This window comes from Natroniella sulfidigena, from assembly GCF_023223645.1.
GTDB lineage: Bacteria > Bacillota > Halanaerobiia > Halobacteroidales > Halobacteroidaceae > Natroniella > Natroniella sulfidigena.
On record NZ_JALKBY010000002.1, the window covers coordinates 101,732 to 114,862 of the forward strand.

Below are 13,131 nucleotides of genomic sequence, written 5' to 3' on the forward strand. Positions count from 1 at the left end.
AATATCAGTGTACAGTTTACAGTTTACGGTTGACAGTTAAAATCATTAAAAACCATAAAAACACAACTAAATCTCATGAGGAATATTTCGCAGTGACATCTAGATTTTTTCGTTTAGTTTCTTGGCGAACTGGAAATCAAATCAGAGCATGAATTAGTTAATTTTCCTATTTTAAAATTAACTTGCTCTTATTTGATTGTAGGTGAGTCTTACAAGCTCAGAAAAAATCTTTAAGAACGAGAAACTTTCCTCATGTCAATACCATATCGAAAGTAACACAATATTATAACAAAGCTTCACTTCAAAAAGATTGTAGTACCTTCTTTTAACTGAAAATACCCTGTCCCATTTGATAACCATCCAGATTATTGATCTCTTCTTTCAATCCCTCTTCATCCAGCTGCTCTAACAACTTCTCTACCCTCTCATCTGACAGATATTCTTGCGGAATGATCAGATCATATCTAACCTCTGTCAACCCTTCTTCACTGCTAGTCAATAGATCATCTGCAGCCAACAAATTAAGTTCCTTCCGCTTACTTGCTCCTCCTACTTCAACCTCACGACTAGCTAGATTAACTGCTACAAACTCTCGCTTACCTAAAAACTTCTCTACTTCAGAATAATCAGCTCCAACCGGTAGATGAACCCCAGCTAGATGAACCTCTCCTCTTCTTAAAGCAGTCAAGCCACCTCTACTACCGACATGCTGTGCAGTTAAGGTAACTCCTGTCATTTGTAGTCGGTTCTTTAATAGGTCTAAACTCAAATCATCACTTCCAGTAACCAATAGACAATCAGCACCACTAGCTTCCTTTAATAAATCAACCTCTACTTCCTCTCCACTATCTAAACCTTCACTATACTCTGATATCGCTAATAATCCATCCGCTTCCACAACCGAACCTAAGACCCCAGCCGATCTAGCTAAAGGACTGGCTACAAGCCCACCATCAAGCTCAGCTAACTTAACCCGAACAAACTCTCTATATCCTAAAGATGAGACCAACTTCTTACTCAACTTAGCCTTCTTTTTCTTACTTGGTGGTACTTTAACTCCTGCCAATCGGTAGATCACAGAACGAGCAAATAATCTAAAGGTCAATGCTGCTGCTACTGGATAGCCTGGCACTCCCATCACAGGAGTATCATCTATCACCCCTAGAATTGTTGGCCCGCCTGGTCTGATACTAACCCCATGAACCAAGACTTTACCTAATTCATCAATAACCTGGGCTGTATAATCCTCTCTTCCAGCAGAAGAACCTGCAATGATCACCACAAAATCTCTCTCAGCTACTGCTTCCTTAACCCTCTTTTTTATCTGTTGATAATCATCGACTACAATCCCCTCACGGATCGGGTTGGCTCCCCACTCTTTTGCTAAACCACCCAAGACATGAGAGTTGAATTCAATAATATCTCCTGCTTTTAACTCTTCTTTATCTTCAACCAACTCAGTTCCTGTTGGAATGATCTCTACTTTGGGCTCTGCATAAACTGTTACCTGCTTGACATTACCTTCTAGAGTAAGCCCAATCGCATAAGGGGTAATCTCTTCTCCTGCAGTCAATATTACCTCTCCTGCAATCAAACTCTCACCGACCTTTCTGATGTGTTGGCCCGGTGCAGCAGGCTTTTCAATCTGAGCTGACCCATCTTCTAAAATATTGACATTTTCAATCATAATCACAGCATCAAACTGCTCAGCAACTGGATCGCCAGTATCAATCAGTTGATAATCCTCTTCTTTAGTCAATTTGATTGGATTCTTCTCCGAAGCACCTGCAGTCAACTCTGCCTTGACAGCAATTCCATCCATCGCAGAAGCAGGATAATGAGGCGAGGAAATATTAGCCACTACTTTTTCAGCTAACCTACGACCTAATGCTTCCCTAATATCTATTTTCTCAATCTTAGGCTCTAAATCCAATTGAGAGTACCATTTATCTTGAGCTTGATCAAGTGGTAAATTATCTAAATAAATATTTCGTTTCATTACTAACTACCTCCCAGATTTACATCAGTTTACAGTGAATAGTTTATAATTAAAATTTTAAAATATTTTGATATAAAGCTTAAGTTTAAGGCTGAGGAAATGGTTTTTATACGAAAGATTTTTATAAACCCGAAGGTAAGTTTAAGTCAACCACTAAAAACATAAGGACTTAGCTCTTACTTAGACTTAGACTCAAACTTAAACTGAATTGTAATTAAGTATAATTTAAAACATCAAAACTTGAACTTCTGCTCCTTGCTCTAACCCTTCCGTCCCTAAATCAATCTTAACCAAACCATCAGCTTCAACCATCGTCGTTACCAAGCTTGACTTTCCAAGCACCGGTATTGCCTCTAAAAAACCATCCTGCTCTTCTAACTTAACCCGAATATATTCTTCTCTTCCCTTGTCAGAAGCAACATTCCGACTCAACTTAGCCGTTAAGTAATTATCTTCCTTATCAATCTTATCCTTTAAACCAGCCAACAGCTTAACTAATGGCTTAACTACAATCTTAAAGACGGTCATTGCTGAAGTAGGATGCCCTGGCAAACCAATAATTGGTGTCCCGTCAACCAAAGCCAATACTGTCGGCTTACCTGGCTTAATCGAAATTCCATGTACCAATACACCAGGCTCCCCAAGCTCATCTACAACTTCTAAGGTCAAATCCTTAGTACCAACCGAACTTCCTCCTGATAAGATTATTAAGTCACTCTCTGCTAGAGCCTCTTTTAATTTATCTTTTAACTCCTGCTTCTCGTCTCTAATAATCCCCCCATAATTGACCACTGCTAAATCCTGACTAAAGCTGGCAATCGAATAAGAATTAATATCTCTAATCTCACCTTGCTGTGGAGTTTGGGAAGGAGGAACTAATTCATTTCCCGTTGCAAAGACAGTAACTTTAGGTTGGCTAAAGACTTCAACTTCCGTGATACCCAAGCCAGCTAAAGCTCCTATGTCTTGAGCTCTAAGTTGAGACCCTGCTGTCAATAATATCTCATCGCAAGCTATATCTTCCCCTTGTTGAACAACATTTTCACCACTAGCTACCGCTCGACTGATCTCTACTAAATCACCACCCAATTGCTCAGTATACTCAACCATTAGGACTGCATCTGCTCCCTCTGGTAACATACCTCCTGTACTGATCTTAATTGCTTGTCCACTTTCAAGACGTTGAGTAGCTTCTTCTCCCATTAAGACTTCACCAACAAGATCAAGATAAACCGTTTTAGTTTCAGAAGCACCAAAAGTATCTTCAGCCTTAACTGCATAACCATCCATTGTTGATCTAGTAAATGGAGGTAAATCAATCGGTGAATTAATATCTCGGGCCAATACTCTACCTGTAGCTTCTGTTAAATCTATTTGTTCTGTAGTTAATTCTTGCTCTAGCTTATTAGTAAAAATTTGATCAACTTCCTTTGGATCGATCAAGTTAAATAAATTTGACATCTAACCACCCCTTATATCACTTCACAACTAACTATTAATTTCATTAACTAATTCCTTTAAATCAGCTTGATAATTAACATTATAAAAATTTCTTTTAAGATCAGTAACTTTTTTTATCTTCTCTTTACCAATTGTCCTAACTGTAACCTCAGGAAAGAAACTGATTAGTTTTAACTGCTTCTGATCTAACATTCTCTTAACAGAATCCAGGCAATTCTTACTATACACTGCAGCTAATGGCTCTAAATACCCTTCTTGCTTAGGAATTAAGACGTCATAATCTTTCGGCTCTTCTTTCAAAAGATTTAGATAATTGGGGTCGATACATGGCATATCACAAGCCATCAAAAAGTTATATTGAGCAGAAGAATAAGTTAATCCAGTATATAAACCACCTAATGGTCCCTGATGAGGAATAATATCCTTAACAAGTTTAACCCCTGTCAAAAAAGAATAAGTCGATTTATCATTAACAACTACATATACCTCATCAAATACTTCTTGTAATCTATTACTGATTCTTTCAATTAATCTTTCCCCGTCTAATCTAGCCAATGCTTTATTTTTACCAAACCGTGAGCTTTTACCCCCAGCCAATAAGATTGCATTCATAATTTAAACCCCTCAGATTTAAGATTGTAAATTAGCCTCTAGCTATTAACTATTAACCAACAACTAATAGCTAGAGGCTAGTTACCTATATTTTAAGCTAAAAATCAATTTAATATTTAAAAATAACAAAAGCCAATAAATTTCCTTACTACTTGGAAAGGAAATTTATTGGCTTCAATCCCTAACTGTCCCCTTTCCAACTCTGGGAGGGCTTAAGATTTCTCTTAAACCCCTATCGGCTAACATACCATAGAACTTAATCGACAGGTAAAATAGCTCGAAGACAGTTATTTAATTTTATTCAATTCTTAGTTAGCTAAAGCGTCTGCAACAGCTTCCATAATAGCTTCACTACTATAAGTTGCTCCACTAGCTGCATCAACATCAGTTGATTGAGCATCAATAATTGCTGCAGGAACTTCGTCAAAAGCAGGATCTGCAATGCCTTCAGTCTCATCATGATCTCCAATTGCAATGTCAGTAATTTCTCCATCTGCAACTGTAACTTCTAATTCAACATCTCCTCCATTACCTTCTCCAACTCCATCATAAGTTCCATCTGCTACATCTGCTACATTAACCTCAGCAGCTGCAGTTTCTTCTGCTGCATCTTCACCAGCATCATCACCAGCACAACCGATTAGTACAAAAGCCATTAATGAAATACAAAGTACTACTGCGAGTTTTTTCATTTTTTCCCCTCCTGTATTGTAAGATTATTCACTATTATATATTATAACATAAGTCATTATAAGATTAAAGATTTTTTTTGATTTTACTCAATTATTTTAGCAATTAAAATACTTCCTTCATACAATACGATCAACGGTAGAGCCATCATCGTTTGGGAAACAATATCTGGTGGAGTCAAAATTGCTCCAAAAAGAAAGATCAAAACTATTACATACTTCCGATTTCTAGTTAAAAATTTATGGGTAATTAATTTCAGTTTAACAAGCAAAGTAATCAGTAATGGCAACTCAAAAATTAGACCAAAAGGAATTAATAGACTGATTACAAAAGAAATATAGTTACTTAAAGAAAACATTGCCTGCAAATTTTCCGAAGTAAAGCTTAAAAAGAAACTAACTCCCAGTGGAATCACTATAAATTGAGCAAACGCAACTCCTATTAAGAAGAAAATTACTGATAATGGTAATAAAATTCTAATGTACTTCTTTTCACCATGCTTAAGCCCTGGCAAAACAAAACTCCAAGCTTGGTATAACACAACCGGTAATGCAATTAAAAAACCAGTAAACACTGCAACCTTAATCTCTGTAAAGAAAGCTTCAGTAGGTGTTAGATAAACTAACTCCTGTCCTACTGGCTCAATTAAAAAGTCTATAATCTCCGTAGCATAAACATAGCTTCCTAATGCTAAGACAATTATTGCTCCAATTGCTATCAATAACCTTTTTCTTAATTCACCGAGATGCTCAACTAATGACATTTGAGTATCAGACATTCAAATTCTCCTCCATCCTAAATATAATTCTATATTTGTAGATTTGAAAATATAGAATTATTAAGCATTATACTTCTAGCTTAATTACTATTATCTGTATCCTCTTCTATATCTTCAGCTGCTTTCTTAAATTCTTTAATTCCTTTCCCAATAGACTCTCCAATTTCAGGTAACTTACTAGGGCCAAAGATCACCAATGCAATTACTAAGATTAATATTAACTCTGGAACACCTAATCCAAACATGTTAACTCCCCCTTAAAATTAATTATTAGCAGCAATCAATCTTTCTTGAAATGAACAGCCAAAACACTTAACCTCATCACCTTGCTGAGCAGTGATAAACTCTTGCTCGCATTGTGAGCAATTACGTTTACTACCTTTTAATAAAACTTCCTCTTCTTGACAAAGATTTATCTTTTGAGCTTTCACCAGCTCAATCGCATCAACAACACAGATATCTTGACATAAATTACAGCCTGTACAAAATAACTGCTGATAAGAAATTTCTTCTTCATCCTCCCCCTCCTTTTTTAACTGCAAAGCAGAGGTAGGACATAATTTAACACAACTACCACAAAATGAACAATCACTAGAAATATTCAAGCTCCACAACAAAGATTGTGCTTGTTCATTAAATTCAATTTTATCTATTGAAATCTGCTCTAAAAAATTAATTATCTTCTTTCTATCAAACGAAACTTTTTTAGCTAACTGCTCTTCTTGTTCTTCTTGTTTACTAAAACTCTTCTTCACTTCAGAGCTTAACACACTGAAAACCTCTCTACGATCAGTTACTTCTGCAGAAACATTTGAATTATCAACAGTTACTGCTGATAAAAAATCAATCCCTGTTTGAGGAGCACTTTCAGCTTCAAATTGATTAAACCAAATTCTATTTTCCTCTCCTACAGCTTTTAATAAACTATCTGTATCTGTAATTATCCCATTAATTAATTCTTCTGCTGCTTGTTGACACTGAATACAATTTTCCGTTTTAAGTACTAAATAATTAAAACCAAGACCTAAAAATTCTAATAATAACCCTGGAGTTAATCTTCCCAAACAGTTAACCTTAATTGCTGACTGTTTTTCTTTCCGTTGTAATCGATTTTCTTGACAATTAATAATTAACTTATCATTAGCATCAGCAATCCTAGTTGCCTCAGTAATTAATTTAGCATCAGAACCTTCCTGAATTTGAAAAACACCAACGGGGCAACTACTATAACATTGACCACAATTATCACATTTAGAATAACTAATTTTTACTTCCTTGTCAATAGTAATTGCTCCTTGAGGACAGGCTTCTATACAGTTTTGGCAGTTATTATGAGGTGAACGTAATTTTGTACAACTAGAGGAATTAATTTTAATTGGAGCAAAATCAATTTCAGTTATCAGATCAAATAATTTTTTGATTAACAACCTTTTCACCTCCCTGAATTTAACTCTCAAGCAAACCAAACAAAATTTCAAATTCATTATATCATAATTTAGTAGTTGATTAAAATTCAATTTTTAGGAATCAACTTTCATCTTCTTAAAGATCTTGCGTAATGTAGTTGTTAACCAGACTGAAATTAAAATTACAGTTATTAATTCAGAAATAGGAAAGGCAAACCATAAAACATCTAAGCCATAAAATTGACCTAATAAATACATGATCGGCAATAATAAGATTATTTGGCGTAAAAAAGAAATAACCAAACTTGGTACCCCTTTCCCTAAAGCTTGAAAAGTAGTTGAAGCAATAATTGCCGGGCCAATAATAGGAAAAGCAAGACTAATCCTCTGTAGAGCAACCACTCCTATCTCCAACAGCTCTGGAGTATCATTAAACAGTAAGATCAACTCTCGTGAAAATAACTGAAAAACAATAAACCCAACTCCAGTAAATACAGAACTGACAATTAAACCATACCTAATTACCTTTTTCATTCTTTCTGGTTTTTGGTAACCATAATTATAGCCAAGAATTGGCATATAAGCTTGTCCCAAACCAAAAATCGGCATAAAGAAAAAAGACTGCAACCTAAAATAAATCCCTGCTACTGCAACTGCAGTAGTACTGAAACTACCAACAATAATATTCATTATAGCAATCATAATACTCGATAACAACTGCATTATCATTGCTGGCAAACCAACATTATAGATTTCTTTAATAATTTTAAAATCAAATTCAAAATCCTTAAAATTAAATTTAATCTGCGTTTTGGGACTAAAAAGTATAAAGCTAATCACCACTCCCCCAACAAATTTAGAAAAAATACTGGCAATTGCAGCCCCTTCAATCCCTAATTCAGGAAAGATACCGAACCCAAATATTAAAAAAGGATCAATAATAATATTCAATATCCCTCCAACTACTAAACCTAACATTGGAGCAAAGGTATTACCTTCCCCCCTCAATATATTATTTGCAATCATTGGATAAAATAGGGCTACTGAACCAATCAACATAATCCTAATATAGCGTTTTCCCATATCGATTAGTATCTGTTCAGAAGTAAATAGACTGATTAAATTTTCAGAATAAAAATAACCTACCAGCCCAATAATCACACTATAAATTAAAATAATAAAAATAGTATGTTCTGCTACTTGGTTGGCCCTACTTTCTTTCCCTTCACCTAACAGTCGTGAAATTAAAGAACTAGTTCCAACTCCTGTTCCTACTGCAATTGCAATTAAGACTATCTGAATCGGAAAGGCTAAAGACAAAGCAGATAAAGCTTCTTGGCTACTACGACCAACATAGATACTATCTACTACATTATATAAAGCCTGTGTGCTCATTCCAATAATTGAAGGTACTGATAACTTAAATAGTAATTTTAAAATCTTTTCTTCCCCTAATTGCTCAGAATCACTATTGACTATCACTTCAAACTCTCCTTTTATTGTTAATTAACTATAACTTATTATATCTTATTTACTTGAGATTTAAAGCTAATCTGCTAAATTGTACTATAAAAATTTTCAAAGCTGACCAATAAGTTTAGCTTAGGTGGTTTCTGGCGATTTATTACATAATTATAATAAATTAAGCTTTTTAATCTTTTTTAGGTTTTGATGATATAACTCATTATTAAGCTAACAACAGTTATAATTAGAAAAATAGAGTTATATTGAGTTAATAGAATATATTTAAATTTTATAAGGTTTGTGATAAATCCAGATTTTGTTATAATAATAACAAGCATGAATAAAATATAAGAATCAAGTATTAGAGGCTATTAAAAAAAATGAGGAGGTGAAAAAGATGGCTAAAAAAGTACAAAGAAACTCCCTTGCAGCTCAAATACTGCATGGATCCCATACTATTACTTGCTTTATCTTACTTATTACAGGATTTGCTTTTACTTTTGATTACTTTGACCTCTTAGGAGGAGTTCAACGAGTACAATCTATACATCGTACTACAGGGTATATCTTTATTCTTGTACCTCTAGTTATAGTTATCTTTAGATTTAAAGGATTTCTTCACTTTATGAAAGACATGCTTACATGGTATAAAGAAGATATCCAATGGCTAGGAAAAATGCATTCTTATTTGCTTGACTATGAGAATACAGAGATGCCACTTGTCAAAGGTTCTCATAACCCTGGACAGAAATTAACTGGAACTATTATGATCTTTGCATCAGTTATAATAGCTATTACTGGAGCACTTATAATTTTCTATCCGCAATTGATGGCTGATATAGACTTATTAACTATCCATAGGTGGTCAGTCTATGTATTAGCAGCAATCTTAGTTGGGCATACCTTCTTAGGTTTAGGAGGCCTTAAGCAATATCGAGGTATGTGGAGAGCAATGTTAGGTGGTAAGTTAGATGCAAAGTTTGCTAAGAAACACTGGCCTGTATGGTATGAAGAGTATATGGAGAAAGAAAAAGAGAAAGAATCTGGAAATTAAATTGCCTAATTATTTTTAAAAAGGTTTAGTTTTTGGCTTAATAAGTAATTTTATTTAAACCTTATAAGCTAGATAGGCATTATTTTAGAATTATCAGACGTAAGCTTCAGTTGCTTAAGATTAAGCAACTGAAGTTTACGTTTTTTTATTGAGTATTATATATAATTTTTTATAAAAGTAATTTCTTTATAATCTTACTACCCAAATAAGCACCAATACAAACTGAACCAAAAAAAATCAATCCATGAATTGATAAAGATGCTGTTTCATTAACCATAACTCCAATGTTACACCCGCCAACAATCCGAAGACCATAGCCCATTAAAAAACCACCTAATAACAAATAAACCCCACGTTTTAATTTACAGACCTGTCTTAATCTAAATTGTCCAGCTAAAAGGGTTGAAAGAAAAGAACCAGTAATAATTCCTAGATTCAAGATTAATTTATCATAGTTAAAGTTGTCTATTACAAAAGCTCCAGCTATTCCCCACGGTCTCCCAGTATAAATTAATATAACAATATTTAAACATGCCAATAATAAGGCTCCTAACCAATAAGGCCAATGATTAAATAACACCTTCTTAGAAGACCGATCCATTTAAGCCCTCCTTAAAGTTCAATTATAAACTTCAATCTCCCAAAGCCCAACTTCAACATCTTCAACTTCAAAATCATAATTCTTTTTCTCCAATAAATTCATAATATTTCGTACCGCTTGAGTATGATCGGTTATAATAATCAGTTTTTGCTCCGAAGTCAATTCGTTAAGCTTCTTCTTAACCTTCAGTAATGGAATCGGGCATACTTCACCTAGTAAGTCTAACCTGATTTCTGTCATTTGTACTCCTCCATCCAAAAGTTTCAATCCATTAATTTAGTTAGTATATAATAAATTATAATTAAAATCCCAAAATGTAATATTCCAGATTTAAACCAACCTAAAATATCAGGTAAATATACTATCTGAACTGTAAAATATTCTTGCCACCAATAAAGGTGAAAAGAACCTAGATTACTTCCTATAATCACTCCAACTAAGACAATCAAAAAGTTAACTGATCCTTCTCCAATTCTCATCAACATTCCCAGAACACATCCACCAGCTAATACCATCCCTAATCCAAACAACAAGCCTCCTATAATTGTATATCCTCCCCACGGCAAGACATAACTAGGCAATTGTTCTGGAAATTTTACTATATTATATAGCATAAATCCTACTGTAGATACTCCAATTAAGATTAATATAGCTTTTATAAGTTGTACATCTTTAAAGAAAAAGAAATTCACCAATCCTCCAGCAAAACAAAAGTTACTCCGTTGTAATACAACTCCTATTATTATTCCTAATAATAATATAACCAGCAAGCTCCAATTGAAGATTAATCCAACAACTAAAAGTATACACCAGATTAGATAAACTAGTTTTGGATTCATTTTAATCCCTTCTTTAAAAAATTTATATCTAATAAAAGCTTGCAAAAAAATAAAATCTCTGATTTAATGTAAGTATCTGCAACAAAGTTCTTTATTTCACTATCATTTTAACATATCTAGGTTCAAATTTCTAGTAATTTAAAGGAAAGGGGATTAAAATGAAAATTTATCATTTTGAAATCTTTATCACAGTAGTCAGGGCCAAAAGTTTTTCAAAAGCTGCTAAATTATTATACTTAAGTCAACCTGCTGTCAGTAAACATATTAAGTCAATGGAGGAATACTATGGAACCGAACTCTTTAATCGGAGTAACCAAGGAGTTACATTAAATCCTGCTGGTAAGTTGGTTTATGATTATGCCCAAAAAATATTGAAGGTTCATGATGAATTAGATCAAAAAATTGATAACTATCTCCATCCAGAAGAACGTGATTTAACAGTAGGAGCTAGCATAACACCTGGTGGCTACTTACTCCCATGCACCCTGTGGGCTTTTAAAGATAAGCATCCACAAATAAATATAAAATTAAAGGTAGATTATAGTAAAACTATTTTAGAGAAAGTAATGAATAATCAATTGGCCCTAGGAATTATTGAAGGTAACATTCCTGCTAATTGTGATCTTAATACAGAATTAATCATAACTGATCAGTTAAAAATTATAACTGCTCCTCAGGAAGAGAAAGAACAGGCTATTTCAATAACAGAATTAAAGAAGTTGCCTTTAATTTTACCTAGCCAAGATTTTTATATCAGGAAAAAGTTTGAACAGTTTTTAGCCGATCATAACTTAAATTTAAATCAACTCAATATAGTTGCTGAAATGGAAAGTATTAGTGCTATTAAGTCAGCAGTTGAAGCAAATTTAGGAGTTTCAATTCTTTCTTACTCTTCAATTAAAAAGGCTGCTTATCAAAACACAATCAGTATTATTGATTTTAAAGAAGATTTAATTGACCAATTAAGGCTAGACATTACCCTCATTCACAATAATAGTCTCAACCAACCAAGTATTATAACCAAATTTATTTCCTTTTTAACTCTACAGCATAAACATACTTTTTGCTAATGATCTTAAAATTTTATTCGCTTAATTTAAAAAAAGCATAAGTTGGTTAATCTATTTAATTAAATAAATTAAAAATCAACTCATGCTTATTTATTTTAACTTCCTTTAGAAACTTTTTTTAAATTATCTATATTATTGATTTAAAAATTTCTCTGCCTAACAAGTAACCCTTCTTCTTTAAATTGTCTCGACAAGAGGTTACTCATCTTCAGAGAAATATTTCATGCTGATCTTCTTTAGTTCTTCAGTACTATATAGTATTGTATAATCTGTAATCCCTGTCTTTTCTGAAATCTGACGGGCTACCTCTTCAACATCTGCTTGACTATGCCCGTGAATCATCGAAAATAAATTATAGGGCCAATCAGGATAAGTCGGTCGCTCATAAACATGGCTTATCTCTTCATAGCTAGCCATCAATTCTCCTACCTCATCTCGACGTTCAGCAGGTACTATCCAAGCTCCCATCCCATTAAATTGATAACCTGCTTGGCGATGGTATAAGATAAGACCCATCCGCCGCAATTTACCTTCTTCATTTAGGCTTTTAAGCCGGGCCAACAACTTTTCTTCAGTGATCCCTAGCTCATCTGCTATCTTTTGATAAGGGCGTTCAACTAAAGGTAGGTCTTCTTGTACAGCTTTAATAATTTCTTGGTCTAATTGACTAATCTCTATCTCCATCTTGACCCTCCTGTTCCAAGTTAAGTTTAACACCTAACTTATAAAATCGCTTAGCAGGTAACCTTCTTAAAACTTCAAGTCCCTCTATCTCTTCAATCTCAGCCAACTGCTCTTCTAAACTCTTTTGAGTCGGAGCAATTAAGGTAAACCAGAGATTAAAATCATGATTACGTCGATAATTATGAGTTACGCCTAGATATTGATTGATCTTATCTGCCACCTGATAAAATCGCTCTTCAGTTACTTTAGCAGCTGCTAAAGTACTGATATAACCTAGCTTTTTGGAACTAAAAATCCCACCTAATCTCCGAACATAACCTGCTTCTTTTAAACTCTTAATCCGCTCAATAACTTCTTGAGCACTCAACCCTAACTTCTCGCCTAGCTTTTGATAAGGTCTAGCTGTTATCGGAAACTCACGCTGGGCTAAGGTCAATAACTTCTTGTCTAATTCATCTAATTGCTTCGCCATC

At 34.0% G+C, this 13,131-nt stretch carries 15 protein-coding genes and 1 riboswitch; of the genes, 2 read left to right on the top strand and 13 right to left on the bottom strand.

What is annotated here, in order from left to right; genetic code table 11:
* Positions 1 to 325: 325 nt before the first annotated feature.
* The 8 genes from MWH28_RS01755 to MWH28_RS01790 form a co-directional block, all read right to left on the bottom strand.
* Positions 326 to 1,999, bottom strand: coding sequence for a molybdenum cofactor synthesis domain-containing protein (locus MWH28_RS01755; RefSeq protein WP_248617545.1), 1,674 nt, complete (start codon positions 1,997 to 1,999; stop codon positions 326 to 328).
* 225 nt (positions 2,000 to 2,224) lie between these two features.
* Positions 2,225 to 3,460 carry a molybdopterin molybdotransferase MoeA gene (locus MWH28_RS01760; RefSeq protein ID WP_248617546.1) on the bottom strand — a complete coding sequence of 412 codons (1,236 nt, stop codon included), beginning with the start codon at positions 3,458 to 3,460 and terminating at the stop codon, positions 2,225 to 2,227.
* 27 nt (positions 3,461 to 3,487) lie between these two features.
* Positions 3,488 to 4,072: a molybdenum cofactor guanylyltransferase gene (gene mobA, locus MWH28_RS01765; RefSeq protein ID WP_248617547.1), complete on the bottom strand. Its 585-nt coding sequence runs from the start codon at positions 4,070 to 4,072 to the stop codon at positions 3,488 to 3,490.
* 173 nt (positions 4,073 to 4,245) lie between these two features.
* A riboswitch (molybdenum cofactor riboswitch) is annotated at positions 4,246 to 4,367 on the bottom strand.
* Positions 4,368 to 4,380: 13 nt separating this feature from the next.
* Positions 4,381 to 4,764 (bottom strand): FMN-binding protein, encoded by a 384-nt coding sequence (locus MWH28_RS01770; RefSeq protein ID WP_248617548.1) that lies wholly within the window; start codon positions 4,762 to 4,764, stop codon positions 4,381 to 4,383.
* Positions 4,765 to 4,847: 83 nt separating this feature from the next.
* On the bottom strand, positions 4,848 to 5,540 hold the full coding sequence (gene tatC, locus MWH28_RS01775; RefSeq protein WP_248617549.1) for a twin-arginine translocase subunit TatC: 693 nt from the start codon (positions 5,538 to 5,540) through the stop codon (positions 4,848 to 4,850).
* 80 nt (positions 5,541 to 5,620) lie between these two features.
* Complete coding sequence (gene tatA, locus MWH28_RS01780; RefSeq protein WP_248617550.1) at positions 5,621 to 5,785, bottom strand: twin-arginine translocase TatA/TatE family subunit; 165 nt, start codon at positions 5,783 to 5,785, stop codon at positions 5,621 to 5,623.
* Positions 5,786 to 5,803: 18 nt separating this feature from the next.
* Positions 5,804 to 6,967: a 4Fe-4S dicluster domain-containing protein gene (locus MWH28_RS01785; RefSeq protein WP_248617551.1), complete on the bottom strand. Its 1,164-nt coding sequence runs from the start codon at positions 6,965 to 6,967 to the stop codon at positions 5,804 to 5,806.
* A 93-nt stretch (positions 6,968 to 7,060) separates the two neighbouring features.
* The gene (locus MWH28_RS01790) at positions 7,061 to 8,428 is read right to left on the bottom strand and encodes an MATE family efflux transporter (protein WP_248617552.1); all 1,368 of its coding nucleotides are present in this window, start codon (positions 8,426 to 8,428) and stop codon (positions 7,061 to 7,063) included.
* 379 nt (positions 8,429 to 8,807) lie between these two features.
* On the opposite strand from MWH28_RS01790, the gene MWH28_RS01795 reads away from it, so the two are divergent.
* Complete coding sequence (locus MWH28_RS01795; RefSeq protein WP_248617553.1) at positions 8,808 to 9,464, top strand: cytochrome b/b6 domain-containing protein; 657 nt, start codon at positions 8,808 to 8,810, stop codon at positions 9,462 to 9,464.
* A gap of 169 nt (positions 9,465 to 9,633) precedes the next feature.
* On the opposite strand, the gene MWH28_RS01800 is transcribed toward MWH28_RS01795, so the two are convergent.
* From MWH28_RS01800 to MWH28_RS01810, 3 genes are read right to left on the bottom strand one after another with little or no spacing between them, the layout of a single operon-like run.
* Positions 9,634 to 10,065, bottom strand: a complete 432-nt coding sequence (locus MWH28_RS01800; protein WP_248617554.1) for a YeeE/YedE thiosulfate transporter family protein — start codon at positions 10,063 to 10,065, stop codon at positions 9,634 to 9,636.
* 18 nt (positions 10,066 to 10,083) lie between these two features.
* Complete coding sequence (locus tag MWH28_RS01805; RefSeq protein WP_248617555.1) at positions 10,084 to 10,305, bottom strand: sulfurtransferase TusA family protein; 222 nt, start codon at positions 10,303 to 10,305, stop codon at positions 10,084 to 10,086.
* Positions 10,306 to 10,328: 23 nt separating this feature from the next.
* Positions 10,329 to 10,904: a YeeE/YedE thiosulfate transporter family protein gene (locus MWH28_RS01810; protein WP_248617556.1), complete on the bottom strand. Its 576-nt coding sequence runs from the start codon at positions 10,902 to 10,904 to the stop codon at positions 10,329 to 10,331.
* A 158-nt stretch (positions 10,905 to 11,062) separates the two neighbouring features.
* Between MWH28_RS01810 and MWH28_RS01815 the strand changes: the two genes are divergently transcribed.
* Positions 11,063 to 11,974: a LysR substrate-binding domain-containing protein gene (locus tag MWH28_RS01815; protein WP_248617557.1), complete on the top strand. Its 912-nt coding sequence runs from the start codon at positions 11,063 to 11,065 to the stop codon at positions 11,972 to 11,974.
* A 198-nt stretch (positions 11,975 to 12,172) separates the two neighbouring features.
* Here MWH28_RS01815 and ahbB read toward each other — a convergent pair whose 3' ends face one another.
* Positions 12,173 to 12,658, bottom strand: a complete 486-nt coding sequence (gene ahbB, locus MWH28_RS01820) for a siroheme decarboxylase subunit beta (protein WP_248617558.1) — start codon at positions 12,656 to 12,658, stop codon at positions 12,173 to 12,175.
* Positions 12,642 to 13,130 carry a siroheme decarboxylase subunit alpha gene (gene ahbA / locus MWH28_RS01825; protein ID WP_248617559.1) on the bottom strand — a complete coding sequence of 163 codons (489 nt, stop codon included), beginning with the start codon at positions 13,128 to 13,130 and terminating at the stop codon, positions 12,642 to 12,644. Before ahbA ends, ahbB begins: the two co-directional genes overlap by 17 nt.
* Position 13,131 lies beyond the last annotated feature (1 nt).

Excerpts from the sequence above, each read along its gene's own strand:
- MWH28_RS01760 (WP_248617546.1), bottom strand. The coding sequence starts at position 3,460 with ATGTCAAATTTATTTAACTTGATCGATCCAAAGGAAGTTGATCAAATT.
- tatC (WP_248617549.1), bottom strand. The coding sequence starts at position 5,540 with ATGTCTGATACTCAAATGTCATTAGTTGAGCATCTCGGTGAATTAAGA.
- MWH28_RS01770 (WP_248617548.1), bottom strand. The coding sequence starts at position 4,764 with ATGAAAAAACTCGCAGTAGTACTTTGTATTTCATTAATGGCTTTTGTA.
- MWH28_RS01755 (WP_248617545.1), bottom strand. The coding sequence starts at position 1,999 with ATGAAACGAAATATTTATTTAGATAATTTACCACTTGATCAAGCTCAA.
- tatA (WP_248617550.1), bottom strand. The coding sequence starts at position 5,785 with ATGTTTGGATTAGGTGTTCCAGAGTTAATATTAATCTTAGTAATTGCA.
- MWH28_RS01805 (WP_248617555.1), bottom strand. The coding sequence starts at position 10,305 with ATGACAGAAATCAGGTTAGACTTACTAGGTGAAGTATGCCCGATTCCA.
- mobA (WP_248617547.1), bottom strand. The coding sequence starts at position 4,072 with ATGAATGCAATCTTATTGGCTGGGGGTAAAAGCTCACGGTTTGGTAAA.
- MWH28_RS01810 (WP_248617556.1), bottom strand. The coding sequence starts at position 10,904 with ATGAATCCAAAACTAGTTTATCTAATCTGGTGTATACTTTTAGTTGTT.
- MWH28_RS01795 (WP_248617553.1), top strand. The coding sequence starts at position 8,808 with ATGGCTAAAAAAGTACAAAGAAACTCCCTTGCAGCTCAAATACTGCAT.
- ahbB (WP_248617558.1), bottom strand. The coding sequence starts at position 12,658 with ATGGAGATAGAGATTAGTCAATTAGACCAAGAAATTATTAAAGCTGTA.
- ahbA (WP_248617559.1), bottom strand. The coding sequence starts at position 13,130 with ATGGCGAAGCAATTAGATGAATTAGACAAGAAGTTATTGACCTTAGCC.
- MWH28_RS01800 (WP_248617554.1), bottom strand. The coding sequence starts at position 10,065 with ATGGATCGGTCTTCTAAGAAGGTGTTATTTAATCATTGGCCTTATTGG.
- MWH28_RS01815 (WP_248617557.1), top strand. The coding sequence starts at position 11,063 with ATGAAAATTTATCATTTTGAAATCTTTATCACAGTAGTCAGGGCCAAA.